Source organism: Gardnerella sp. c11Ua_71 (genome assembly GCF_055818025.1).
On record NZ_JARFVR010000001.1, the window covers coordinates 163,217 to 188,598 of the forward strand.

General features: G+C 40.7%; 20 protein-coding genes and 1 tRNA gene. 2 read left to right on the forward strand and 19 right to left on the reverse strand.

Translation table 11 applies throughout. From position 1 onward, the window contains the following. The first annotated feature begins 283 nt into the window (after positions 1–283). Positions 284–357: transfer RNA gene (locus P0106_RS00745), tRNA-Lys, on the forward strand. A 774-nt stretch (positions 358–1,131) separates the two neighbouring features. On the opposite strand, the gene tuf is transcribed toward P0106_RS00745, so the two are convergent. The 16 genes from tuf to mraZ all read right to left on the reverse strand — a co-directional run bounded on the left by tuf (position 1,132) and on the right by mraZ (position 21,639). After that, entirely contained in the window at positions 1,132–2,331 is a 1,200-nt protein-coding gene (gene tuf / locus P0106_RS00750; RefSeq protein ID WP_004112314.1) for an elongation factor Tu, read from the reverse strand. Between the two features lie 170 nt (positions 2,332–2,501). After that, on the reverse strand, positions 2,502–4,631 hold the full coding sequence (fusA, locus tag P0106_RS00755; RefSeq protein WP_004112311.1) for an elongation factor G: 2,130 nt from the start codon (positions 4,629–4,631) through the stop codon (positions 2,502–2,504). A 42-nt stretch (positions 4,632–4,673) separates the two neighbouring features. Continuing rightward, positions 4,674–5,144, reverse strand: coding sequence for a 30S ribosomal protein S7 (rpsG, locus tag P0106_RS00760; protein WP_004112309.1), 471 nt, complete (start codon positions 5,142–5,144; stop codon positions 4,674–4,676). A 3-nt stretch (positions 5,145–5,147) separates the two neighbouring features. Next, positions 5,148–5,519 carry a 30S ribosomal protein S12 gene (gene rpsL / locus P0106_RS00765; RefSeq protein ID WP_003813881.1) on the reverse strand — a complete coding sequence of 124 codons (372 nt, stop codon included), beginning with the start codon at positions 5,517–5,519 and terminating at the stop codon, positions 5,148–5,150. Between the two features lie 279 nt (positions 5,520–5,798). Beyond that, positions 5,799–6,932 carry a cell division protein FtsQ/DivIB gene (locus P0106_RS00770; RefSeq protein WP_103013088.1) on the reverse strand — a complete coding sequence of 378 codons (1,134 nt, stop codon included), beginning with the start codon at positions 6,930–6,932 and terminating at the stop codon, positions 5,799–5,801. An 86-nt stretch (positions 6,933–7,018) separates the two neighbouring features. Continuing rightward, positions 7,019–8,530, reverse strand: coding sequence for a UDP-N-acetylmuramate--L-alanine ligase (murC, locus tag P0106_RS00775; RefSeq protein WP_473730318.1), 1,512 nt, complete (start codon positions 8,528–8,530; stop codon positions 7,019–7,021). 2 nt (positions 8,531–8,532) lie between these two features. Continuing rightward, positions 8,533–9,759, reverse strand: coding sequence for a UDP-N-acetylglucosamine--N-acetylmuramyl-(pentapeptide) pyrophosphoryl-undecaprenol N-acetylglucosamine transferase (locus tag P0106_RS00780; RefSeq protein ID WP_410312317.1), 1,227 nt, complete (start codon positions 9,757–9,759; stop codon positions 8,533–8,535). Positions 9,760–9,899: 140 nt separating this feature from the next. After that, on the reverse strand, positions 9,900–11,228 hold the full coding sequence (locus P0106_RS00785; protein ID WP_101891852.1) for an FtsW/RodA/SpoVE family cell cycle protein: 1,329 nt from the start codon (positions 11,226–11,228) through the stop codon (positions 9,900–9,902). After that, positions 11,215–12,792: a UDP-N-acetylmuramoyl-L-alanine--D-glutamate ligase gene (gene murD / locus P0106_RS00790; protein WP_004124704.1), complete on the reverse strand. Its 1,578-nt coding sequence runs from the start codon at positions 12,790–12,792 to the stop codon at positions 11,215–11,217. Before murD ends, P0106_RS00785 begins: the two co-directional genes overlap by 14 nt. A gap of 78 nt (positions 12,793–12,870) precedes the next feature. Continuing rightward, entirely contained in the window at positions 12,871–13,974 is a 1,104-nt protein-coding gene (gene mraY / locus P0106_RS00795; RefSeq protein WP_013399489.1) for a phospho-N-acetylmuramoyl-pentapeptide-transferase, read from the reverse strand. Next, positions 13,971–15,701, reverse strand: coding sequence for a UDP-N-acetylmuramoyl-tripeptide--D-alanyl-D-alanine ligase (locus P0106_RS00800; RefSeq protein ID WP_004122305.1), 1,731 nt, complete (start codon positions 15,699–15,701; stop codon positions 13,971–13,973). Before P0106_RS00800 ends, mraY begins: the two co-directional genes overlap by 4 nt. 93 nt (positions 15,702–15,794) lie before the next feature. After that, positions 15,795–17,039 carry a hypothetical protein gene (locus tag P0106_RS00805; protein ID WP_004112287.1) on the reverse strand — a complete coding sequence of 415 codons (1,245 nt, stop codon included), beginning with the start codon at positions 17,037–17,039 and terminating at the stop codon, positions 15,795–15,797. A 28-nt stretch (positions 17,040–17,067) separates the two neighbouring features. After that, positions 17,068–19,161 (reverse strand): peptidoglycan D,D-transpeptidase FtsI family protein, encoded by a 2,094-nt coding sequence (locus P0106_RS00810; RefSeq protein ID WP_004112286.1) that lies wholly within the window; start codon positions 19,159–19,161, stop codon positions 17,068–17,070. Then, a complete protein-coding gene (locus P0106_RS00815; protein WP_004116905.1) occupies positions 19,161–19,793 on the reverse strand; it encodes a hypothetical protein in 633 nt (210 codons plus the stop codon). Before P0106_RS00815 ends, P0106_RS00810 begins: the two co-directional genes overlap by 1 nt. After that, positions 19,793–20,854 (reverse strand): 16S rRNA (cytosine(1402)-N(4))-methyltransferase RsmH, encoded by a 1,062-nt coding sequence (gene rsmH / locus P0106_RS00820; protein ID WP_004112279.1) that lies wholly within the window; start codon positions 20,852–20,854, stop codon positions 19,793–19,795. Before rsmH ends, P0106_RS00815 begins: the two co-directional genes overlap by 1 nt. Positions 20,855–20,865: 11 nt before the next feature. After that, complete coding sequence (gene mraZ, locus P0106_RS00825; protein ID WP_004112277.1) at positions 20,866–21,639, reverse strand: division/cell wall cluster transcriptional repressor MraZ; 774 nt, start codon at positions 21,637–21,639, stop codon at positions 20,866–20,868. Between the two features lie 229 nt (positions 21,640–21,868). Here mraZ and P0106_RS00830 point away from each other — a divergent pair, with 229 nt between their 5' ends. Next, the gene (locus tag P0106_RS00830; protein ID WP_473730319.1) at positions 21,869–24,145 is read left to right on the forward strand and encodes a HelD family protein; all 2,277 of its coding nucleotides are present in this window, start codon (positions 21,869–21,871) and stop codon (positions 24,143–24,145) included. 74 nt (positions 24,146–24,219) lie between these two features. Here the strand turns inward: P0106_RS00830 and nrdR are convergent, their stop codons facing one another. Genes nrdR through P0106_RS00845 form a run of 3 tightly spaced genes read right to left on the reverse strand, consistent with a single transcriptional unit; the run spans position 24,220 to position 25,328 of the window. Continuing rightward, on the reverse strand, positions 24,220–24,669 hold the full coding sequence (gene nrdR, locus P0106_RS00835; protein WP_004116911.1) for a transcriptional regulator NrdR: 450 nt from the start codon (positions 24,667–24,669) through the stop codon (positions 24,220–24,222). Between the two features lie 53 nt (positions 24,670–24,722). Continuing rightward, entirely contained in the window at positions 24,723–24,914 is a 192-nt protein-coding gene (locus tag P0106_RS00840; RefSeq protein WP_014554736.1) for a hypothetical protein, read from the reverse strand. A 45-nt stretch (positions 24,915–24,959) separates the two neighbouring features. Further along, positions 24,960–25,328, reverse strand: coding sequence for a LysM peptidoglycan-binding domain-containing protein (locus P0106_RS00845; RefSeq protein ID WP_415706650.1), 369 nt, complete (start codon positions 25,326–25,328; stop codon positions 24,960–24,962). Positions 25,329–25,382: the final 54 nt, after the last annotated feature.

The window sequence follows — 25,382 nt, forward strand, 5'->3', positions numbered from 1 at the left end:
CTAAAGAGAAAATTTTTCAGAATTGCGTTGATTATACAACTATAAATTAACATGTTGTTCACACAAAAGATTCAAAACTCGTTTTTTGTTACTATTTTTTATAAATATTGCTTATATTTATAAACATATGTTACTTTAGATAAACTTCTTATCGAAATTTTTCCGAAATATAAAATGTGAAACCAAAAAGTGTTATAGCACTAATAACAAAACACGACACGCCGTAACTTGCAAATAAATCGATTCTGAGTATAGTTATTACTCGGCTCAAGAAATGACCAACGCCCCTTTAGCTCAGTTGGTTAGAGCAGCTGACTCTTAATCAGCGTGTCCAGGGTTCGAATCCCTGAGGGGGCACAAACAAAACCCAAGCTTTGCGGCTTGGGTTTTTTCGTATTTAGATTTTTCATTATTCACATATGATTTATGGGCTATAGGCCAAAAAGTGTGTAAAGCTAAGCTGATTAATCTTCTGGCGTATAAGCCACAGTACACACACCGTTAATAACTCAGTTAACGAACTGAGAAAATAACGGTAATAGGCAGGACACTGTTAATAACTCAGTCAGCCAACTGAGAAAGTAAGGGTCATATGTTACTAGTGCAGTACGTAATCTGCGACAGTAACAGCGTTTGACGATTTATTGTTAAATATTCAGCTAATACATGTTTCGAACACCAAAGAACATAAGAAATAACCCACATTCGATATGCCGCGAGCCGTACTGCTATAAGGGTTATGAACTGATTTTTTACACACTTTTTATCCGGGTGGCGAATGTGCAGAAAACAGATTTGATTACCGCAAAACCCTTGTATTGCAATGCGTGAGACATGATTTATTACACACTTTTTGGCCTATAACCCCAATATTCCAACAAAAGACTGACTCTCAGACACACTTTCGCCATTTACACAATAACATTTAAAAAAAAAACAATGTTGTGATAATTTTTGTGATAACTATAAAAAAGTAAAAATTCAAAACACGCTAAACAACGCCAAACAACACACCAAACAACACAAAACGATCTATGTGTAATTCTTCAACAGAAAATACAAAAAGACCCCACGATTTTCCTCATGGGGTCTTTTCTAAGACTTAACTAATATCTTCAGTTAGAAAAAATACTAGGCAAGAATCTTGGTCACACGACCAGAACCAACGGTACGGCCACCTTCACGAACTGCGAAGGTCAAGCCCTCTTCCATTGCGATAGCCTGGATCAACTCAACAGTGAAGGTTGCGTGATCGCCTGGCTGAACCATTTCGATGCCGTCTGGCAAGGTGATAACGCCAGTAACATCGGTGGTACGGAAGTAGAACTGTGGACGGTAGTTGGAGAAGAATGGCGAGTGACGGCCACCTTCGTCCTTGGTCAAGACGTAAACTTCGCCTTCGAACTTGGTGTGTGGAGTCACAGAACCTGGAGCAGCCACAACCTGACCACGCTCAACGTCGGTACGGTTGATACCGCGGAGAAGAAGACCAGTGTTATCGCCAGCCTCTGCCTCATCCATCTGCTTGTGGAAGGTCTCGATAGAGGTGACGGTGGTGGTCTGGGTATCGCGCAAACCAACGATCTCAACTGGGGTGTTGATTGGGAGCTTACCACGCTCAACACGACCGGTGACAACGGTACCACGACCGGAGATGGTGAACACATCTTCGATTGGCATCAAGAATGGCTTGTCAAGATCGTGAGTTGGGGTTGGGATGTACTCGTCAACAGCCTTCATGAGTTCCTTGACGGTCTCTACCCACTTGTCGTGGTCTGGAGCGTCATCATGCAAAGCGCCGTAAGCGGAAGTACGGATGACTGGGCAATCGCGATCGAAGCCGTTTTCTTCGAGGAGGTCACGGACCTCTTCTTCAACGAGATCGATAAGCTCTTCGTCGTCAACCATATCGCACTTGTTCAAAGCAACAAGAATTTTTGGAACGCCGACCTGCTTAGCAAGCAAGACGTGTTCACGGGTCTGAGCCATTGGACCGTCGGTAGCAGCAACCACGAGGATTGCGCCATCCATCTGGGCGGCACCAGTGATCATGTTCTTAACGTAATCAGCGTGGCCTGGGGCGTCCACGTGAGCATAGTGGCGTGCAGCCGTCTGATACTCGATGTGGGCGATGTTAATGGTAATGCCGCGCTCCTTCTCTTCTGGAGCGGCGTCGATCTGATCGAAGTCATACTGAGGGTTCAGATCTGGATACTCGCCATGCAGCACCTTAGAAATAGCCGCGGTCAAGGTAGTCTTACCGTGATCAACGTGACCAATGGTACCAATGTTAACATGCGGCTTAGTACGCTCGTACTTTTCCTTTGCCATGTGTTTGTCCTCCTGGACGTCTCGTAGTTTGCTTCACAATCTTATGTGAAGCCTCTCGCTACATATTTACTGGGTTTCTGGGTTAGGTGCCACTTCGGTGCCAGAACCCAGTCAACGTACGAAATTCTAGCGTTGACTAGGGACACAAAACACCGAAGTAGCGTGCGCTTTTACTCGCCGCGCTGGGCTTTAATAATCTCGTCCGAAACAGCCTTTGGAACTTCCGCGTAAGAGTCCATCTGCATGGTGAACATTGCACGTCCCTGAGTCTTGGAACGAAGATCACCAATGTAGCCGAACATCTCGCTCAGTGGAACCTTAGCGTCAATAACCTTAACGCCAGTAGCGTCGGTCATAGACTGAATGTTTCCACGACGGGAGTTCAAATCGCCCATAACGTCGCCCATGTACTCTTCTGGAGTACGAACTTCCACTGCCATAATTGGCTCGAGGATTACTGGGTGAGCCTTAGGAGCAGCTTCCTTGAAGCACATGGAACCTGCAATCTTGAAGGCCATTTCCGAAGAATCAACGTCGTGAGTCTGACCGTCGGTAACGGTTGCTTTAACGCCAACCACTGGGAAGCCTGCCAAAACGCCAGATTCCATAGCTTCCTGCACACCTGCGTCGATGGAAGGAATGAATTCCTTAGTAATGTGGCCGCCAGTGACCTCGTTAACGAACTGATAGACTTCGCCAGATTCTGGATCGATTGGCTCAAAGTTCATCAAAACCTTTGCGAACTGACCAGAACCACCAGTCTGCTTCTTGTGGGTGTATTCCTGGTTCATAACAGCCTTACGAATGGTTTCACGATAAGCAACCTGTGGCTTACCAACATTCGCTTCGACCTTGAACTCGCGGCGCATACGATCCACAATAATGTCGAGCTGAAGCTCACCCATACCAGAAATCAAAGTCTGACCAGACTCTTCATCGGTCTTAACCTGGAAGGTAGGATCCTCATCAGAAAGCTTAGCCAAAGCCAAGCTCATCTTTTCCTGATCTGCCTTCGTCTTTGGCTCCACAGCAACCTCGATAACAGGATCTGGGAAGGTCATGGATTCCAAAGAAATTGGGTTCTTTTCGTCGCACAAAGTATCACCAGTGCTGACATTCTTCAAACCGACAAAGGTGTAAATGTTTCCAGCTTCTGCAGAATCTACAGGATTTTCCTTATCTGCGTGCATCTGGAAGATCTTACCAACACGTTCCTTCTTGGACTTGGTGGAATCGTACACAGAATCGCCTGGCTTAACTTCACCAGAATACACGCGCACGAACACAAGCTTTCCATAGAATGGATGGGTTGAAATCTTGAACACCAAAGCTGCAAATGGATCGGTGTTTACTGGCTTACGATCAATTTCAACAGATTCGTCGCTTGGATCAAAGCCCTTAATAGATGGAACATCTTCTGGGCTTGGAAGGAAGTCAACAACAGCATCCAGCATTGGCTGAACGCCCTTATCCTTGAATGCAGAACCGCAAGTTACTGGGAAGGCTTCGCGAGCAATAGTAAGCTTGCGGATACCAGCGCGCATTTCTTCTTCAGAAAGCTCTCCGGATTCGAGGTACTTCTCAAGCAACTCTTCGTCAGCTTCTGCAACCTGATCCATAAGCTCGGCACGATATTCTTCTGCACGCTCCTGCAAGTCTGCAGGAATGTCAACGGTGTCGTAGTGGGCACCCATATCGTCCTTAACGTCATTCCAGACGTAAGCCTTCATACGAATCAAGTCAACAACACCAAGGAAGTCGTTTTCAGCACCGATTGGAAGCTGAATAACGAGAGGCTTAGCGCCAAGCTTTTCCTTAATGGTCTTAACAGAATAGTAGAAATCTGCGCCAAGCTTATCCATCTTGTTGATGAAGCAAATACGTGGAACACTATACTTATCAGCCTGACGCCAAACGGTTTCAGACTGAGGCTCCACGCCTTCCTTACCATCAAACACTGCAACAGCACCGTCAAGAACACGCAAAGAACGCTCAACCTCTGCGGTAAAGTCGACGTGTCCTGGTGTATCGATGATGTTGATCTGGTAGCGATCGTCAGTGTCATGAGTCTGACGCTGCCAGAAGCAAGTGGTTGCAGCAGACTGAATAGTAATACCGCGTTCCTGCTCCTGTGCCATGAAGTCCATGGTGGATGCGCCATCGTGAGTTTCACCGATCTTGTAATTCTTACCAGTGTAGTAAAGAATACGCTCGGTGGTAGTAGTCTTACCAGCATCGATGTGCGCCATGATGCCGATGTTACGAACCATATTCAGGTCGTTAAGCACATCTTGTGCCATATTATTATCCTTAGCTCTTTAAGATACCGATTATCTTGTGGATTACCAGCGATAGTGAGCAAAAGCCTTGTTTGCTTCTGCCATCTTGTGGGTATCCTCGCGGCGCTTTACAGAAGCACCCAAGCCATTGGAGGCATCGAGAATTTCGTTAGCCAAACGCTCAGCCATAGTCTTCTCACGACGAAGACGGGAGAAGTCAGTAAGCCAGCGCAAGGACAAAGTGTTTGCACGAGCAGGCTTAACTTCGACTGGCACCTGGTAGGTTGCACCACCGACGCGGCGGGAACGAACCTCAAGGCTTGGACGAATGTTATCGAGAGCGCGCTTCAAAACAGAAACTGGCTCCTGCTCGGTCTTTGCCTTCACCTGCTCAAGAGCAGTGTAGACGATGTTTTCTGCGATGGACTTCTTGCCATCGAGAAGAATTTTGTTAATCAACTGAGCCACGACGGTCGAGCCGTAGATTGGATCAGGAAGCAGCTGATGCTTTTTTGCAGGTCCTTTACGTGACATGTTTTACTTCGCCTTCTTTGCTCCATACAGGGAACGACCCTGCTTGCGGTCCTTAACACCCTGGGTATCGAGAGCACCACGCACGATGTGGTAACGCACACCTGGGAGATCCTTCACACGGCCACCGCGCACGAGCACAATGGAGTGCTCCTGCAAGTTATGACCTTCGCCTGGAATATAGGCGGTTACTTCAATACCCGAGCTGAGGCGCACACGAGCAACCTTACGAAGCGCAGAGTTTGGCTTCTTAGGAGTGGTGGTGTACACACGAGTGCACACGCCACGACGCAACGGGCTACCTTTCAAGGCCAAAGTCTTTGACTTCTTAGGCTTGGCCTGACGTCCCTTACGGACGAGTTGTTCAATCGTAGGCAACTTAAGTTCTCCGATTCATTGTTATCTTCTATTTGGTGAAAACCGCCACACTGCAGCACACCTTAAACCATGAATCGGTTAAAAGAGTAAAAGCCACAGTCCACCGGCCCGATGGCCCTCGTGCCTCCAGCCACGCATTACTGCGCGCTATCCTTGGCACTTGGGATATCCCAACGAGAACACCTATAACATAAGGCGCACCGTTGGCACACACGAATTACTATTATACATCCTTGCTTGACAATTAAAATACGCTTAAATAAGATTCGCTTAAACGAACTACTTTAAAATAGGTCTCGCGGGAGCAGAAACATCAAGACGTTGCCTGTTCCCAATTTTGCTAGGATCATTGATAATCACGTCTACAATCGCCTTTTTAAGATCTAAATCTGAAGAATCACCCCAAACAATTACACGATGAATTTCTACATTAGAAACAGTGGAAGAAATCTCAGTTTCAACAGAATCCTGAGTTCTGGCACTAACTCGCATTACATGTGAACGAAAATCTTCAGACAAAGAACTTACAATTTTCAACGCCTCACGTACAGCCTTACTGCTCAAACTCTTGTGAACGTCTGTAACTTCAATAACTGGAATGCCTGCAGTAGGAACATTTTCAACTGCATTAAGAACTCTACCTTTAACGTCAACAGCTGTTAATTTTTCACTACCGTGAGTTTTAAGCATAGCAGCAGGTTTTTGCGCCCTAACCGTTATTTGCAATCCTTGAGGGAATTTTTTTGAAACCTTAGCTTCTGTAACACCAGGTATGTTGTTAAGTTGCTCAATTATTTCTTGAGATGACACTAAAAACAGCGATTTATTTACCTGATTAGACGCAATAGACGAAATTTTTTGCTCACTAACCCATTCGTTCGAGCCAAAAATACTAATATTCTCAGACTTAAGCCTAAAGATAGGAGAAAAGAACAGAACCCAGCATAGCAATGTTATAGCTGCAATTATCAGAAAACTATAGAGAAATCTCAACAGAATCGTACGTAAACTAGCGAATTTTTTTTCTTTTTCTCTAGCACTGAAATCTATAACTTTAGGTCTAGAAACAATACCCAATGGTCCAGCGGTTGAACGCAAAGTCTGTTTTACAAAATCAACTACAGAAAGCCTCCTAGCATCTACAAAAGTGTTTTTAGAAGCATTATTTTTTGTAGATTCACCCGATACAGAAAACTCTGCAGTTACAGAAGACGCAGAAGATTTAGATGCAGTTGTAGGCACGGAAGATGTAACAAACTCAATAGAACTATCAGATGTAGTTAAATTCGATTTTGCTGTTCTACCTTTTCTGCGCAATGATTTTTTAGAAATCAGGTTACGATTTTCCGCATCGTTTCCAGTCGTACTAGATACAGTACGACCTTCAGACTTGCTAAAAATCACACGCCCCATACATTACCTCTTAAATCAGCTTACGACTTTTATACTTTAAAGTTTTATAAACTCTTACTTATAAAATTTTATAAACTCTTATAAACTCACAAACTTTTGGAACTCAATGCTTCAAGCATAACAGATGTCATAGCTGTGATACTTCCTGCTCCAACAGTAAACAGCACATCGCCATTTTTTGCTCGACTAGCCAATTTTAGAGCACCTTCACGCATATCTTCCACTGCCTCGATATTAGACGTAATATCATCTTTCCTATCTACATCAACAATAGTTGACGCGTGAATATCTGGGAAATCTTCCTGTTTTTCTCTAGCTGGGAAAATTCCAGTGACGATCACGTCATCTGCAAGAGATAATGCAGATGCAAATTCGTGCGCAAAAGAGCGAGTTCTAGAAAACAGATGAGGCTGGAAAAGAACACGAATACTAGCATTCGGATATCTTCTTCTTGCAGCGCGCAAAAGAGCATCTATTTCCGTAGGATGATGCGCGTAATCGTCTACAACCGTTACTCCATTAACACACCCACGAATATCGAATCGCCTAGAAGCACCACGGAAACTAGAAGCACCATCTGCCGCATCTTTAGGGCTCATGCCTAAAAGCATCGCAGCAATAATAGCAGCGCATGCGTTCCTAGCATTATGCAATCCTGGAATTATAAGATTAACGTCTATAAAATCGCCATTAAATTCAATAACAAACGATTCACTTCCGCTACCCGTTTTTTCACTTTCATGCTCAATAAAGGCAAATTTTACAAAACTTTTCACTCGATCATTCAGCAAAGAAACATTATCTTTATTACTTGCGTAAACAATTGTTTTTTTAAGAGAATCATCGCTTAAAGCATCTAAAACGGCACGAGCACCATCATCATCTGCACAAATCACAATATAGCCAAGAGCATGGCTTAAATGTTCAACAAAAGCCGAGCGATAATTTTGCGCATTCCCATAATGATCCAAATGATCCGCTTCAACATTTGTAACAATTGCAATATACGGATTATATTTTTCAAAGCTGCCGTCGGATTCATCCGCCTCCGCAACCATAACATTCCCTCTGCCAGCATGGCCTCCGTCTATTTCACCACCATCTTGTGCTTGAATAGATCCACCAATCGCATAACTCGGGTCTGCTAAATCACCTTTACCACAAACTCGCAAAATATGTGCTAAAAGTGAGCTTGTTGTAGTTTTGCCATGCGCTCCAGCAACAGTTACTCCCCTTTTAGCACTTAAAAGCAGGGATAAGATGTCACTTCTGTGTACAAGTTTCACACCATTTTGATAAGCAGCAATAATTTCAGGATTACTCGGCTTAATCGCGCTAGAATACACAAGAATATTGGAATTTTTTACATGACTTGCACTTTGACCTATTTTTACATTTATTCCAAGTTCTTCTAAGCGTCTTGTGTGGTCATTTTCTTGACAATCACATCCACTTACTTCTACCCCTTCTTCGTGTAGCATTTCTGCCAAAACGCTCATTCCAGCTCCGCCTATTCCAATAAAGTGAACAGAGCCCAACGAAGATATGGTCTGGTCTGCTTCAAATGCTGAACGCATAGGATTCATATTAATATCCATAATTATCTTCTGCTTTCTTTTGCAATATCAAGAATATATTTTGCCATTACACTCGCAGCATCACGAATGCCATATTTCCAAGATTTTTCACGCATTTGTTCAAGACGATTTGTATTGTCAAGCAATTCCAACACATTGTCACGAATCCAATCAACAGTAAAATCAGAATCGCTAACCATAATCGCTCCTCCTGCATTCACAACAGGCTGCGCATTAAAACGCTGCTCACCATTACCAATAGGCAACGGAACATAAATTGCAGGAAGACCAATAGCAGATATTTCTGCAACAGTACCAGCGCCAGACCTACAAATCACCAAATCTGCACAAGCAAAAGCCCAGTCGATCCTCTCCAAATATTCACAAATATGATAATCACCTAAACCTGCATGCTCTGGCTTAACGTCGTTTATTTGATTAAGACCAGCCACTCGCGCAACATTATCTTTAACTTCTTTAGACTTTCCAGAACCCGTAAGATGAACTATTTGAGCGCACTTAAGCAAATCGCCAGCAGCAATAGAAACAGAATCGTTCAAACTTTTAGCACCTAAAGACCCACCTGTAACAAGTACAATAGGTCTACTTGGGTCTAACCCAAGCTTTTTAGCACCTTCTATCCTAGCTAAATCAGAATCTTGTGTAATTTGTGCGCATAAATCAGATATCGCTTTTCTAAGAGGCAAACCGACTCGTAACGCTTTTGTGCACGAACCTAATTTTGAGCACAAACCAGTGCCATCATAAACACAACCAATCATGTTAGCCCAACGCGCACCAAGTTTATTTGCCATTCCAGCACGAGCATTCTGCTCATGAATAACAATAGGCAATCTCATGCTGTGAGCTTGCGAATAAACAGGAGCAGAAGCATAACCACCAAAGCCAACAACAACATCAGCGCGTCTTTTTTTCAGTATTTCACGAACCTTATTCTTTTCACGAACCCATTTAAAAGGAAACTTAAACATATATAAATTAGGTTTTCTAGGAAAAGGAACTTTCTCAATAACATCAAGCGGTAAACCAGCTTGTGGAACAAGAGTCTTTTCTAATCCAACATTAGTTCCAATAACACTAATTTTTACAGATTCATCTAAATCTTTTAACGCGCTAGCTACAGAAAGAAGAGGATTAACATGGCCTGCTGTTCCGCCTCCTGCTAAAACAACATGCAAAGAATCTTCATCGACATTATCGACAGAGGAATCAGAGTTCACATCTTCCATATAAACCACCTACATTCAAGCTAGAGTGAATCTAAAATAAATTTAAATCAATCTAAAACCGCTAATTATAATTTCTAACCTAATCTAAAACTTTAATCTAAGACTAAACAATTAGACAATAACTAGACAATAACTAGACTTTAACGTTTATTGTCATCCTCACTAGAAACTGACTTAATACTGCTATTAACACTAGGCTTAATATAAGGGTTACTTCTAATAAAACAGTCCGCAACGCCAATACTCAACAAGCACATAACTAAAGACGAACCACCAGCAGAAATAAACGGCATAGGAACACCCATAACAGGAAGAACTTGAACCACAACCAATATGTTTATTAAACCCTGACCTACAATCCATGTAGCAATACTTATAAGAGATATCGAAACAAACTTACTATGAGATTGCAATGCGGAAGTCAACAAACACCAGCCAATAACAATATAAAGAAGAATCACACAAGACGCTACAAAGAATCCCATTTCCTCGCCGATAATAGCAAAAATAAAATCATTATGAGCATAAGGTAAATAATTCCATTTTTCTCGAGAATTACCTATACCAACACCCATAAGACCACCAGAAGCCATAGCATATTGCGCATGAATAGCTTGGAAGCACACGCCTTTTATAGACTTAGCATCACAACCATGGATAGTCGCAAGAATACGCCTCATACGATTTTGACTAGTAACAACCAACAATAAAACAGCTGCAGATGCAGATATAAGAGCGATAACGAGCCACTTTGTAGGGAATCCTCCTATATAAAATGCGACTACGGCTATAAGAAGAATAATCAACGCAGTACCAAGATCTTTACCAGCAACAACAAGAAGCAATGAAACTCCGAGAGCCACTACAGACGGAATGTATGCGCGCATTTGAACACGCTCATAAGCTTTTTTAGCCAGTATAAGAGCCATAGGAAGCCAAATACATATAGCTAACTTGGTTATTTCTGCGGGCTGCATTGTAAAAGGACCTATTTTAATCCAGCTAGCATTACCATTAACCTCATGTCTAATTCCTGGCACAAAAGTCAAAAATTGCATAAAAACAGATATTGCGTAAATAACAACAATCTTACTTTTATAGAAATCGACTGGAAGACGAGAAACAATCAAATAACCAATAAATCCAATAATGCAATAAATCAATTGACTTATTCCAGAACCCCAAGGACCTGCTCCATAAGTAATCATAGTCACTGAGGAACTTGAAAAAACCATAAATAAGCCGAAAACAGAAAGCATTGCAACAGATATTCTTAAACCATACAAACACCATAATGGATTAAATATGCTACGAATACCAACGTATTGTTTAAAAGCATGACTGTTTTCATTAAAAGTTTCATACGCTCTTGACGATTTAGTAGAACGCTGTTTTTTACTAGAAGAAAACAATCGCAAAGGCTTTTTATTAGCATTGTTAGTATTAGATTTTTTGCTATTCACGTTCATGACTATTAACCCATCGCTCAGATTCTTTAGCAAAACGAGATCCGCGATCCGCATAAGACACAAACTGATCCATTGATGCACACGCTGGAGCCAGCAACACAACATCTCCTTGTTTTGCATAACATCCAGCAGCATCAACTGCTTTAGAAATAACTTTTTGACCTAGAGAAGAATCTGGGCTAATAGTCTTATCGTTTTCCACTTTTTTAAGAACAGAATCATCCGCATAATCAAAAGACTCACAACCTGTTCCATCTGGAGAAACAATAGTTACTGGAATATCTTTTCCATTAGCATTAAGAGCCTCTATAATCGGTTTTTGATCTACACCAATCACAACAGCAGCCTTTATAATACTTCTATTATCTTTAACTAGATCTTCAAAACAACCGCCTTTTGCAAGCCCCCCAACGATCCAAATTACAGATTTTTTACCAAAACTAGAAATAGATGCTGCTGCAGCGTGAGCGTTAGTAGCCTTTGAATCATCTACAAAACGAATCGAGTGTTCAGGAAGATCATCGTTAGCATTTAAAGTTGCAACAGTTTGAATCCTGTGACCTCCTGGAGCAAAGTTACACAAAGCTTTTACAGCATTTTCAACATCTGGATTCAACCCTAATGTAAGAGCTAAAGCAGTCAAAGCATCTGCAAGAAGATGAGGATATACGCTTCCGTCTGGTTCGCATAAATGCTTAAGATCCCTTAGCTCCACTAATTTAACTGGATCTCCAACTTTTCCGCCAGCAACACCACTCTTATCTACAATCCAACCATTTTCAACACCTATTTCTCCAGATTCTGGAGGTTCAAGTGTAAAACCAATTTTCTTACAACCATCTTCTACTTGAGCGTTACTTGCAAGTTCACTTACTCTAGGATCCTGAGCATTATAAACAAGAGCCTTTTTAACCCCATTAAAAACTTTAGACTTGTCTTTTGCGTAAGCTTCAATCCCACCGTGCCAATCTAAATGATCCGCAGCAATATTAGTAATAGCTGCACAATCTAATCTCATCGAATTAGTAAAATGAAGCTGGAAAGAGCTTAATTCTACACACAAAACATCATGTTCTGATTCCATAGCAGCGTGAGAAACCGATTTTCCAATATTTCCTACTGCAGGAGCATCAAAACCACAAGCAGTTAGCATTTCGGAAGTCATCTCTGTAGTGGAAGTTTTTCCATTCGTACCAGTGATTCCAACCCAAGGTGCAGGATTATTGGTTTTATCTGAGTTTACACGAACAAGCCAAGCAAGCTCCACTTCACTAATAACTGGAATATTACGCTTCTGCGCTTCTAGAATAAAAGGTGTACGAGGATTAAAAACAGGAGATGTTACAACAGCATCTATATTATCCCAATCAATCTTGGAAAAATCGTGTACCTGAGCCTCTTCCTTACGCTCATCTGCAGTAATCGCTGTAGCACCAACAGATTTAAGCACTTCTACAGCACCAATGCCAGAAACACCAAGACCCGCCACAAGAACATTATTGAATGGGAACTTCTTGTGGAACGACAATTCCCTAAGCAAACAATCTTCTGCAACGCTGCTCATATTTATTTAACCCTCACCAATTACCAAGTAGATACTCAATTACTAAGTCAATGCTAATCGTTAAGTCAGAACTAATCGTTAAATCAGTAACCCAGAATGACCAGCCCAATCCGCATAAAACATCATCAATGCAGAAAGTACAAACATAAGCTCAATCATCCAAAAACGAACAACGACTTTACCTTCTGCCCAGCCAACAAGCTCAAAATGATGGTGTATAGGAGCCATTTTAAACACTCGCTTATGCGTAAGCTTAAAACATCCAACCTGAATTACATCACTACATGCTTCTATAACAAATAATCCGCCCAAAATAACAGCTAGAAACTCGGTATGAGTAGCTATCGAAAGAGCAGCAAAAAGACCACCTAATGCCAATGATCCCGTATCTCCCATAAATACCTGAGCAGGATTTGCGTTGTACCATAAGAATCCAAAGCAGGCAACAGCTGCACAAACAGCAATAATAGTCAAATCAAGAGGGTCAGATACTGCGTACGAGAAACCAAAATGACCGCCACCTTTAACGTGGTAACTTTCCCAGAACGCAATCATAGCGTAACCAGCAAAAGCAATCATTGAAGAGCCAGAAGCTAAACCATCTAAACCATCTGTAAGATTTACAGCATTAGACCAAGCCGCCATCAAGAAGTTAACCCAAATAATAAAAACCACAATTCCTACGACTTGCCCAAACATTGAAAAATCAAGGAATGGTTTTTCAATAAAGCTCATACCAGCCTGAGCACTAGCAATACCAGACTGAGTTGGTAGCATTAGAGCCAAAAGTGCGTAAATGCTTGCAAAAATAATTTGACCAATCAGCTTTGCACGAACCGAAAGACCAAGATTCTGTTTTTTACGAACTTTTGCAAAGTCATCAATGAACCCAAGGAAACCCATAGAAAGCATTGCAAAAAGCACAAGAACCGCAGACCAAGATGGAGTACGCCCAACAGAGAAGTATCTGTAAAGAGCAGAAGCAGCCCAACCAACTACAACAGCAAGGTTTATAACAACACCTCCCATTGTAGGAGTTCCACGTTTAACTAAATGAGATTGTGGACCGTCCTGACGAATGTACTGACCGTAATTTAAACGGTGTACTAAGCGGATTAAAAGCGGCGTACCGACAATAGTAACAATCAGCGATACCACAATTCCCACGATAAGCGCAATCACAGGTTAACCTCCGTATGTTCATTAAGACTCTCATTAAGTTTAGACCAGCGTTCAGCTAACACGCTCAAGCCTGAAGCATGAGACCCCTTCAATAACACAACACTACTCGAATGCGCGGCCACAAGGTTCCACACAACGTTATCCGCCTCAGTGCAATCATGAACAAAATATACGCCATTTTCAACATCAAGGCTCTTATTCTGCCAATTATCTTTAGCACCTTTATAAATGCAACCAGCTAGTTCATCTAATTTTTTATCAAACTTAGAACCAACAGCTATTAGCGCATCAATATTATGCTTTGCAACATATTCGCCTATTGATTCATGCATATTATTCTCATTAGAACCAAGCTCTAACATAGATCCAAGAACTGCTATTCTAAAAATATTATTCTTTTTACTTGTTAGATCTTCTTCAGCATTAACGTTTAAATTATGTAAGTCATGATTTTCATAAGAACACAATCCATCAATTCCAGCCTTCATGGAATCAGGGTTTGCATTGAATGAATCGTCAATAAGCGTAAAAACATTATTATTGTTAGAAATTTTAGAAAGCTGCATTCTATGCGGACTAATATGCGAAACTTCATGCAAAACTTTAGCAATACTCTCAAGATTCATTCCAAAATATCTTGCCACATTAGAAGCAGCCATTGCATTCATAACATTATGCTGTCCCTGTATAGCAAGATGGACTCTAACTGAGTTTTTAAACTTATCCTCATTCTTCTCATTAAGAACAAATTCTGCACAACCCATTTCATCTAATGAAATATCACTTGCAGACAATTGGTAATTGCCATTGTTAGATGCGTCAAAATCACCTTCCGTATTGGTGTTTTTACCAAACCAACGCAATTTATCTTGATCAGCTAAAGAACGCATTGCAGATACTCGAAAATCATCAGCATTTAAAATTGCTATTCCGTGTGCAACAAGACCTCTAACAATCTCACTTTTTGCCTGAGCAATTCTTTCTACAGAACCAAACTCACCTAAATGCGCAACACCCACCTTCAATACAACAGCTAAATCAGGAGGAGCTATTGTGGTTAGTTTTGCGATTTCGCCAACATGATTTGCTCCCATTTCTGCAATAAGGAATCTCGTGTTTTCATTTACTTGCAAAGATGTTAACGGCAAACCAATTTCATTATTAAAAGATCCAATTGGTGCAACAGTGTTACCGAGCGTTGAAAGAAGAGCCTTGAGCATATCTTTTGTAGTGGTTTTTCCTACTGAACCAGTTATGCCGATAATACTAAATGGTGTATTTAACGCGCGGCGACGCTCAAGATTGTGTTTTGCTAAAAGTCCAAGAGCTTCAACCGAATTTTCAACAACTATTTGAGCAATTTTACTATTATTAGACTCATCTAACTTTACAAAATGCTCCACTATTGCAATTTTTGCACCAAGTTCTGCAGCTTTTTGAACAAAATCATGACCATCAACACGATCGCCTGGTATTGCTACAAATATGGAAGAATCCACAACTTTACGAGAATCACTTGTTGCATAAATAACAACATCATTATCTGAAATAACAACATCATTATCTGTTATGCAAAATTTCTCAGAAGTAATACTATGGTTTTCTTTTACTAAACAACCACCTATAAAAAGTCTGCCATTAACCGCAGCAGCTACTTCTCTAACACTCATAGGCATCATACGCATATTATTGGTCGTTGTATTATTGCCCAAAGTCTTATTTTGCATCATAACCTCGTTATTTTCCCAACATTGGTTTCATTTGCTTTGCAACAAATCTATTAATCATCAACACGTTTCTGAACACTACTTTAATTAACACTACTTTAATTCATGAGACACTCGTAACGCGCTTTTAATAGTTCCTCTTCTAACTCCAGCTGCAAGAACCATCGCTATTGAAAGAGAAAGATGTTTGTGAACATCCTTGCCACCAATCTGATCTGCTAAAGCAGCTAACTCATCTGATTCACGGGAACGCATAACGCAATAAGATCTTTCATGACTTACAAACCCATAACGTTGTTGAAGAGTATAAAAACTTATTACTGGTCGCGCGGACTTCATACTTTCTTCATCTATAGCGGAATCATCATTTTGATTTTTGATAAAACTATTTTCGTAATGTTTATCAGATTTATTAGCAGAAGTTCTATAAGAAGAAATATCAGATACGCTATCGGATTCACTATGAGATTCACTATCGGAATTAAGTGATTCGACTTTTTGCTGCGATTTTGAATTCTGATTTAATGTAGTATCAGAATCATACTTCTTTTTATTATATGAATGATTATCTGCATTATCATCTGCATGACTTGCATGATTTGCATGACTATCAAATTTTGAAGTATTAGAGTAAGGATCAGAATAAGAAGAGTCGCTTGCATATAAGTCAAGGCTTCCAGCCATTGCTAAAGCATTATTGCTTTCAACTCCAAGGACATCAACGTTAACAGACTGCAATGCATCTTTACTAAGAGTTGCAGAATTTAATGCTATTACAACAGCTGCAGCGCCATCTTCTACACACACAGACAAGTTATGCTGTATATCAATTATTCCCATAGGATACTCTAAATCTAACTCTCTTTGAAGAGAGCTAGACCCAGCTGCACTAATAATACCAACTGGATTGCCGAGCATATGAAGAAAATCAGCCAAACGTATAACATTTGCGTAAATCTCATCATCACTATCTCCTGCAACTGCAAAAGTTGCTATAAAAGATGACGGATCGCAATTAACATCACAAGCTAGCTTACCGAGAGTTATTGGATTATTAGAAGATACCAGCAGAGGAATGCCTACACTCATTGCTTCAGATCTAAACTCTGGAGGAACCATTGCAGCATACGCTCCAGCATCTCTAGCAGCCTCTAATTGTCTCTTATCTACTCGAGATGAAGGAACAAAAAGACAACCTGGTTTAACACTTCTAACATCACAAGCTAATGATGTAATAGTCACACCAGATGCAAAGGAAGGAATTACCTCAAAACCATACTGTTCAGCAGCAAAACCAAGCGTCACTCTGGTTCTGGAAAATTCATCAACAGCATTCATACTCGCACTCGCCCTTATTTGTTGTATATCACCATTCTACAGCAATAGGGTTGCTACGAGGAGTAGAAACTGGAACATCATACTTTTGCATCAAGAATTCTCCAATTGCTTTCAAAAGAGGTGCTGCTGCAACAACGCCGAAAGTTCCCTGAGGATTACTTAATGCCACTGTAATAGCAAATCGTGGATTATCCACAGGAATGACTCCAGCACAATCTGCAACGATAGAACTTAATCCTCCACCGAATCCCGCTACTTCTGCAGTACCACTCTTAGCAGCAACACGGTATCCATTAATTGATATAAAGTTCTTGTAAGATTCCGCTGTGCTTTCCATAGCATTCAACATTTGCGATGCTACATGTTCATCCAAAACGCGAGTTGCCTGAGGTCTCTTGTGCTCTGAAACACGTCCATGAGGATCTATTACAGATTTGATTATTGACTGTTGGAGCCTTACACCCTTGTTCGCAATAGTCGCAATAGCATTAGTAATTTGCAAAGCGTTAGTGGCATAACCCTGACCAAACAAAACAGTGTTTTGCTTACGACCATCCCATGCTTGTACGCTTGGAAGAAGACCAGGAGATTCACCTTGTAAACCTAAACCAGTATATTGCCCAATTCCAAACTTAGACAAAAACTCATAACGCTTGTTATTAGGATATTTTTCGCCAGCTAAAATCATGCCAACATTAGAAGATTCCTTTAAAATTCCAGCTAATGTTAAACGTTCAATACCATGACTGTGAGAATCATGGAAAACCTGACCTTGTTTGTCTATTGTCCCTGGAACTGAGAATTTGTCGCTGAGTTGACGCGCACCAGATTGAACCATTCCAGCCATGGCAAACACTTTGCCTATAGAACCTGGCTCAAAGATCTGGCTAACCGCTTTAGAAACAGATGCTCTAGCAGCTGAAGAACCAGCTTTAATATCGTCAGTATCTTCTAACGCAAGAATCTCACCAGTGCGAATATCCTGAACAACAGCAATTCCCCATCCAGCTTTGTACTGCTTCATTCCGTCAAGAAGAACTTTTTTAACGTACCAATCTACATCGCTGTCAATGGTTAACTTTATGTCATTACCATTTACAGCATCTTTATATTCGCTAACAGTGCCAGGAATTTTCTCATTTCCAACATTGTTTCCCTGATACTTTTGATATCCATCTGTACCAGTTAAAACTTTATCTTGCGAAAGCTCTAATCCAGATTCACCTATTTCGCCTCTTCTACCCTTTGCCTCTGGTCTAGAGCTTTCTTCGGCATCTTTGACAGAACCAATTAGGGCACCCAAAATAGGACCACTTGAATACACTCGTTCACTACTGTTTTCTGCATAAACACAACCAGAAAGGTTGAGTTTGTCAATTGCACGCTTAACAGAAGGCTTCACATTCCTCTTGATAACTGCGTAACGACCCAATCCAGAAATCTTTCCGCCGATTTCAACAGAGCTCATATGAAGAATTGGAGCTAAAAGACGTGCCACCGCCACGGCACCAGTACCTTCAACATCCTTACCATTAATCGAATGACAATTACCAGCAGTTTGTTTTGTGCAAGGAGTAGGTTTAAACGCCTGCGCATTCATAGGATCAGCAATTATATTGTATCTTTCAACACTTTGAGCAAGAACTGAACCGTTTGTATCTAAAATACGACCTCTTCTAGCAAGAATTGGTTTTGTCCTAATACGTTCTGCTTGAGCCGCCTGAGCAGTAGAACGAGCATTAATAAGCTGTATAAAACTAAGTTTTACTATTGCACATGTTGCAACAAACGCAAAAATAATTGCAACAATTACGCACTTCTTTGCAAAAACTGTGCTATTCATCGCAGCAGTCTTATTAGCAGCAGACCGATTATAGGATCCGTAAGCCTCATAAGAATTCGCATTGTATGTGCTGGCCTTTTTAAACCTTGTAAATTGCGATTTTCTTTTAATCAGCTTCAGTAAGCTAAAAACGCGACTAATACCATCTTTTAGAGACTTACTGGTTTTTGAAAATCCACTGGAATTGCTTGTTCTATTAACTTTGTCTTTAATAGAATTAACAACTCCATTAACTTTGCCTGAATATTTGGCGAAACGTTGCTTGATTTGGCGGCTCATCAATGTTTCTCCTTATCCTTTGGTTTTTGTTGTTTAGATTGTTGTTTAGATTGTTGTGAATCATGCGCCTGCTGTTTGGGCTGCGACTTTTGATTCTTGAGATTAGCCTGTGTTTGAGCTTTCTTAGCATCAAGCATTGCTTTTTCAGCTTTCTTTTTATTTGCATAATCGCTTAAATCAACGGTTATTGCACCTTGCTGCGGAACCATTCCCATCGTTTGCGCTTTTGCTGGAAGATCCGCCTCTAAAGTATCTAATTTTGTTTGCGCTGTTTCTACATCTTGACGAAGCCTAGAAATACTCGATTGTGTAGCAGCCTGTTCAAAAGATATTTCTGCCATTTTTGTGCGCAACAATAGAGATGTTGTAGGAGTGATTACTAAGAACAAAACAACGATAATCACATTAAAAAGAGGCGCTTTACGAGTATTGCTCCACTCTATAACCTTATGCAAGCGGTTCATTACTGTGTAAGATCTGCGGTCTGATGCGCTAAATACCAATGGAAGGGATTTTAGAACACGATTTTTCCTTGAATCTCCAACAACTTTTTCTTTTACACGACCTGCAGGAGCTGCTGTTGCAGTAACAGTAGACAATCCAGGAGCACGGTTTTTTAATGGTTTAATCATTAGAACCTACCCCCTTTTTTATGTGCAAATCGTATAGTCGAAGAATTAGATGATTCTTCAATACCTCTAGAAATAGATTCAAATTCCTTAATCCAACGTTCTGGAATATCTCGAATCAGTTCCACTGCACGCAAGCGAACAGACGAAGACCTAGTATTATTTGCTATTTCTTCCTTAGATGCTTTTACAGCTCCTCTAGTTAGCGCCTTAAAGAAAGGCTGTGCATCTGCTGGAACAATAGGCATATTCGCTGGAACATCTACTTCTAAGCCATTGTTCATGAATCTTTTAACCGCAATATCTTCTAGCGAATGATAAGATTCAACAACAATCCTGCCACCTTGATTTAAACGCAGAGCCAACTTTGGTAGTGTCCTAGCAAGTTTGTCTAATTCTCCATTAACCTCAATGCGAAGAGCTTGGAAAACTCTCTTAGCTGGGTTTCCTGGAGCACGATGAAAACGAGGAATGACGTTATCAACTAATTCAACCAGCTGACCAGATGTGGTAATCGGAGTCTCTTCACGAACTTGAACAATTTTGCGAGCTATTGGACCAGAAAAACGCTCTTGACCATATTCTCGGAAAATATTCGCAAGCTTATGCGAATCATAAGTCGCGAGAATAGTCGCAGCTGTTATGCTTTGTGTAGTGTCCATTCTCATATCTAATGCAGTGTTGTGAGAATATGAGAATCCTCTATCTTCTTCGTCTATTTGCAAGCTAGAAAGTCCCAAATCCATAAATGCTGCATCAATATGGTAGATTGCTAAATCTTCAAGAACTTTGTCAACTTCATCAAATGCTGCATGTACTGGAATAAAACGTTCGTCTAATCCTTCTTCACGCATTCTTTTCGTAGCCAGCTCAAGAGCTTCGCCATCTCTGTCTATGCCTACAAGCGTTGCAAGAGGAGCAGCTTTAAGAAAAGCTGTTGCATGACCAGCAAGACCCAGCGTGCAATCCACAACAACAGAATTCTTGTGGTTTAACGCTGGAGATACTAGATTTACACAATCGTCAAGCAATACTGGTGCGTGTATTGTAGATAAGTCCTTCATCGGATCACCTTTCATTGGATCACCGCCGGAAGAACATCATCTGCAATATCTGCATAATCTTGCTCACGATCTGCAAGGTATTTGTTCCAAGCAGACTTATTCCATATTTCTGCGCGAGTGCCAACACCAATTACAACAATCTCGTCTCCAAGATTTGCGTAATCTCTTAACATTGGTGGAACTACTATGCGTCCCTGCTTATCTGGTTCTTGATCTACAGCGCCAGAAAGAAACACTCGCAAATAGTCTCTTGCAGACTTATTGCTCATAGATGTGCGCTGAATCTGCGTTGTAATACGTTGAAACTCTTGCATTGGCAGTACATATACGCAACGTTCCTGACCGCGCGCCATAACAAAACCATTCCCTAATTGAGATCTAAATTTCGCTGGTAAAGCTACACGACCTTTTCCATCAATTTTTGGAGCATATGTGCCAAGAAGAATTGGGGTTTGATTCTGTTGCTGATTCTGATTGCTTATGCCATTACCACGAGAATCTTCATTAGTCGGTAAAGGAGTGGAATTAAAAGCCGAATATGGAGCCTGGTTAATGGATTGAGCAAAAGGAATCTGCTGCATTGGCGGAATCTGCTGTGGCTGATACATCTGTGGCATCACATAATAAGGCTGAGCGTACGCTTGAGGATTTTGCATTGGCATATGCATTCCCTGAGCATTAGCTTGAGCAATATTTTGTGAATCACTGTCAGAGAGATTTTGAGCATGCACAAAGGAGGAATTGGCTTTATTCTGCGCATTATCATCCGCATTATTACGAGCCATAACTCCACCTCCTTTTCAACATGCAATATGCCACTTGCACATCGTTCACCATTTTACCCCATTCCTCACCAAAAATCCCCACTTTTTTATAAAAAAATAATATTTTTTTCATAAAAGTGCCACTTTATGCATTCGTTGCAAAAACTTTCTTAGAAAATACCGTGTATAAGCCTCGAGATATACTTAAACGCCTAGTTTTTAGCTCAACATTTAAGAAGAACGGACACAAATGTCTACGTACTCCTCACAACTTAGCGAAGAACAACAAGCAGTTGATTGCGCTTACGGACGCTTGGATGACTTGCGTTCTACGGTTCGTACAAGACTTGACGCTGTACGAGCTGCAGGATCACACGGTTCTCCTACTCAGCGCACCGAACGTGATTCATTTGCAACAATGTATGAGGATCGGTTAACTCAACTTAGAGCCGTAGAAGACAGACTTGTGTTTGGAAGACTTGATGATCGCGAAGGAACAAGACACTACATAGGTAGGATTGGTCTACTCAGTGAAAATCACGATCCTATTCTTACAGATTGGCGAGCAGAAGCTGCGCGACCATTCTATGAGGCAACGCCACGTCACCATGGAAACATCGTTATGCGTAGGCATATAACTCTTAAATTCCGCGAGGTTGTTGGAGTTGAAGACGAGATTCTTGATATTCATGCAGACGAGGTAAACAAGGCTTCTAAGCAGGGAACTCTAACAGGCGAAGGTGCTTTACTAGCTTCACTAGGTTCTCGCAGAACTGGAAAAATGACGGATATTGTTGCAACTATTCAAGCTGAACAAGACCGCATTATTCGCGCTCCTCTTGACCATACTATTGTTGTACAAGGTGGGCCTGGTACTGGCAAAACCGCAGTAGCATTGCACAGGGCAGCATATCTTCTTTATACACATCGTAGAAAGCTTGAAAAATCAGGCGTTCTGATTGTAGGACCAAGCTCGGCATTCTTAAGATACATAGATCAAGTTTTGCCTTCTTTGGGTGAAACTGGTGTTGTAAGTAGAACAATTTCTGATTTGATCCCAAATGTTCATGCTGTTGCAGAAGATACTCCACATGCGGCAAAGCTTAAGGGAATGTATCGCATGAAAAACGTTATTCAGAACGCTGTTTGTGCAAGAATACGTGTTCCTAAAGATTTACCAACGCTACGCATAAACGGGTTTGCTGTACAACTCAAAAAAGAGGATATTGAGCTTGCACAATCAGATGCTCAACGAACACATCAACCTCATAATCAGGCTCGCAAAACTTTCGTAAAGTCAGTTATAAGTTCACTTAGAAATAGATACCTCGAACAGTTAGATTACACTCCTTCGCAGTCTGAAATATCCGATATTACATCGCAGCTTCGTATGGAAGAGAAACTTAAGATTACTCTGAATCTTGCTTGGCTCCCTATGACTGCCACGTGGCTTATTGACCAGCTGTTTTCTAAACCTGAACAACTTCGCATATATGCTCCTTGGTTAAGCGAAGACGATATTCGTGTATTAACTAGACCAAAAGGTAGTCCTCTAACTCGCTCTGATATACCGCTTCTTGATGAGGCTATGGAGCTTCTAGGTGAAGATCCAAAAGTTGAGGCACAAAATGCTGCAAATGCTCGCAAAAAGCTCGAAGAGCAGCAATACGCTTCTGAAACACTTGCTCAAAATGGCATTGGAAATGGAATCGTTACCGCAGATATGCTCATAGAGAACATTCAAGGTGACGATACAAGCATGGTTGCCAATCTTGCTGCGTCAGATAGAGAGTGGACTTATGGTCATGTAGTTGTAGATGAAGCTCAAGAGCTTACAGCAATGGATTGGCGAATGCTAATCCGTCGCTGCCCTTCCAGATCATTTACAATCGTTGGTGATGTTGCTCAAACATCCGCTTTAGGTGGAACGCATCATTGGCAAAAGAATATGAGCTCACTGTTTGGAGATGCAAACTGGGATCTTTACGAGTTGACCATTAATTATCGTAACCCTAAAGAAGTTTCAGATGCTGCAGGAAAAGTGGCAAACAACTCTGGATTGTACATTTCCACAGTCAATGCTGTACGATCTGTTCCTGATTCTCTTGTTACCCATACACTTAAGCATCAAGATGAACTAGATAGAACGCTTTCAAAATATTGCATTGATTTGTTTAAAGAATTCGTATCAGAAGATGGAAGTGGTCGCGTAGCGATAATAGTTCCTAATGAACTATTAGACCATACTGATAAAATCGTTAAAGATACTCTTCGTAAAAATCTTTCCGATAAAGAATACAATCGCATACTTCAACAGAGTTCAGACGATAGTCAGATTAGCGTTTGCACGCCTGAAGACGTTAAAGGATTAGAATACGATGCCGTAATTCTGATGCAACCTTCTAAAATAGAACAAGAGGCAGCATCTATGCTTACAGCAGCAGCAAATCTGTACGTTGCTATGACAAGACCAACACAGCGATTAGTCATCTTGCGCACACAAGATGATGCTGATTTTTCAAAATAAACACAAAAACACTAAACCCGAATAACCTAGTACATTGTTTGACCTATTGAAATATATGGGTCAAACAAGAAGGGTTATTGCTTACTCTTTTTAAGATCCTCAATGGCTTGTTCAAAATCTTTCAAGCCAGCGAAGTTCTGATATACACTAGCAAAACGAAGATAAGCTACCTCATCCAGTTCTCGCAATGGTTTCAATATTGCTTTTCCAACTTCTTCAGATGTAACTTGCGCTAATCCGCGAGCACGCAAATCAGCTTCAACTTCCATTCCCAACGTCTTTAAAGCTTCAGAGTCTATAGGTCTACCCTGACAAGCTTTTCCTACACCAGCAACCACCTTTGCTCGGTCGAATGGCTCAATTGAACCAGATCGTTTCATAACAAGCAGTTGAGTAGTTTCAACTGTCGTAAAGCGGTTGCCACACATCTGGCATTCACGTCTGCGACGAATCGAATATCCATCTTCACTAATTCGCGTATCGATAACCTTAGTATCGGAATTCTTACAAAAAGGACAATGCATACATCTAGCATACTAAAAATTATTAAAATATGTTATATATGCTTTAATATTTGTTATATAAATAAATCGATTTTTTCATATTTTTGTCCATATTCTTGATAAATTTTACCAATAAATACCTGAATTGATGGATATAAAGCCATATCTGCAATTACTTGTACCGTTGTTTCATATATCAACGAAGCCATAAATACAACATTGTTATAATCTTCATCATACGAGTCACATTCGCAAATCCAATCCATATAAACCTCCATATTTTAACTATCGAATAAAATTATCTACATTGATTAATCGTCTATAAACGGCACTTTTATAGACTGACCTACTTCTAAATCTGCTGAATCTAAATTATTAATTTGCATGAGATAATCTACAGAATCAGAAATATTACTGTCTTTGTTTGCTATAGTTTTTGCATAACTCCATAAAGTATCTCCAGGACGAACAGTGTATGTTACAAAAGATTTTGACACTGCAGAAACTGCTGGCTTTGGAGTAAAAATAATCCATGCAAAACACACTAAAGCAACAAAAACAGTAAATCTAATAAAAGATTTACTATACTCATTTCGTTTTAAACAAGTTTTATCTACGCAAGTACCGTTGTTCGCAAACTGACTATATAAAGCACCAGTTGCTTTTGATCTCTTATGCATAATTACCCTTTCTCACAAATTTAAATCAATATAAATCCATATGAACATTTGTTC

What these genes read in the sequence shown, in the direction of transcription:
- nrdR (WP_004116911.1), bottom strand. Translation starts at nt 24,669, where the DNA reads ATGCATTGTCCTTTTTGTAAGAATTCCGATACTAAGGTTATCGATACG.
- murC (WP_473730318.1), bottom strand. Translation starts at nt 8,530, where the DNA reads ATGGATATTAATATGAATCCTATGCGTTCAGCATTTGAAGCAGACCAG.
- mraZ (WP_004112277.1), bottom strand. Translation starts at nt 21,639, where the DNA reads ATGGCTCGTAATAATGCGGATGATAATGCGCAGAATAAAGCCAATTCC.
- tuf (WP_004112314.1), bottom strand. Translation starts at nt 2,331, where the DNA reads ATGGCAAAGGAAAAGTACGAGCGTACTAAGCCGCATGTTAACATTGGT.
- P0106_RS00810 (WP_004112286.1), bottom strand. Translation starts at nt 19,161, where the DNA reads ATGAGCCGCCAAATCAAGCAACGTTTCGCCAAATATTCAGGCAAAGTT.
- rpsG (WP_004112309.1), bottom strand. Translation starts at nt 5,144, where the DNA reads ATGTCACGTAAAGGACCTGCAAAAAAGCATCAGCTGCTTCCTGATCCA.
- P0106_RS00845 (WP_415706650.1), bottom strand. Translation starts at nt 25,328, where the DNA reads ATGCATAAGAGATCAAAAGCAACTGGTGCTTTATATAGTCAGTTTGCG.
- P0106_RS00785 (WP_101891852.1), bottom strand. Translation starts at nt 11,228, where the DNA reads ATGAACGTGAATAGCAAAAAATCTAATACTAACAATGCTAATAAAAAG.
- P0106_RS00780 (WP_410312317.1), bottom strand. Translation starts at nt 9,759, where the DNA reads ATGGAAGATGTGAACTCTGATTCCTCTGTCGATAATGTCGATGAAGAT.
- rsmH (WP_004112279.1), bottom strand. Translation starts at nt 20,854, where the DNA reads ATGAAGGACTTATCTACAATACACGCACCAGTATTGCTTGACGATTGT.
- P0106_RS00840 (WP_014554736.1), bottom strand. Translation starts at nt 24,914, where the DNA reads ATGGATTGGATTTGCGAATGTGACTCGTATGATGAAGATTATAACAAT.
- P0106_RS00815 (WP_004116905.1), bottom strand. Translation starts at nt 19,793, where the DNA reads ATGATTAAACCATTAAAAAACCGTGCTCCTGGATTGTCTACTGTTACT.
- P0106_RS00805 (WP_004112287.1), bottom strand. Translation starts at nt 17,039, where the DNA reads ATGAATGCTGTTGATGAATTTTCCAGAACCAGAGTGACGCTTGGTTTT.
- P0106_RS00800 (WP_004122305.1), bottom strand. Translation starts at nt 15,701, where the DNA reads ATGCAAAATAAGACTTTGGGCAATAATACAACGACCAATAATATGCGT.
- fusA (WP_004112311.1), bottom strand. Translation starts at nt 4,631, where the DNA reads ATGGCACAAGATGTGCTTAACGACCTGAATATGGTTCGTAACATCGGC.
- P0106_RS00770 (WP_103013088.1), bottom strand. Translation starts at nt 6,932, where the DNA reads ATGGGGCGTGTGATTTTTAGCAAGTCTGAAGGTCGTACTGTATCTAGT.
- P0106_RS00830 (WP_473730319.1), top strand. Translation starts at nt 21,869, where the DNA reads ATGTCTACGTACTCCTCACAACTTAGCGAAGAACAACAAGCAGTTGAT.
- murD (WP_004124704.1), bottom strand. Translation starts at nt 12,792, where the DNA reads ATGAGCAGCGTTGCAGAAGATTGTTTGCTTAGGGAATTGTCGTTCCAC.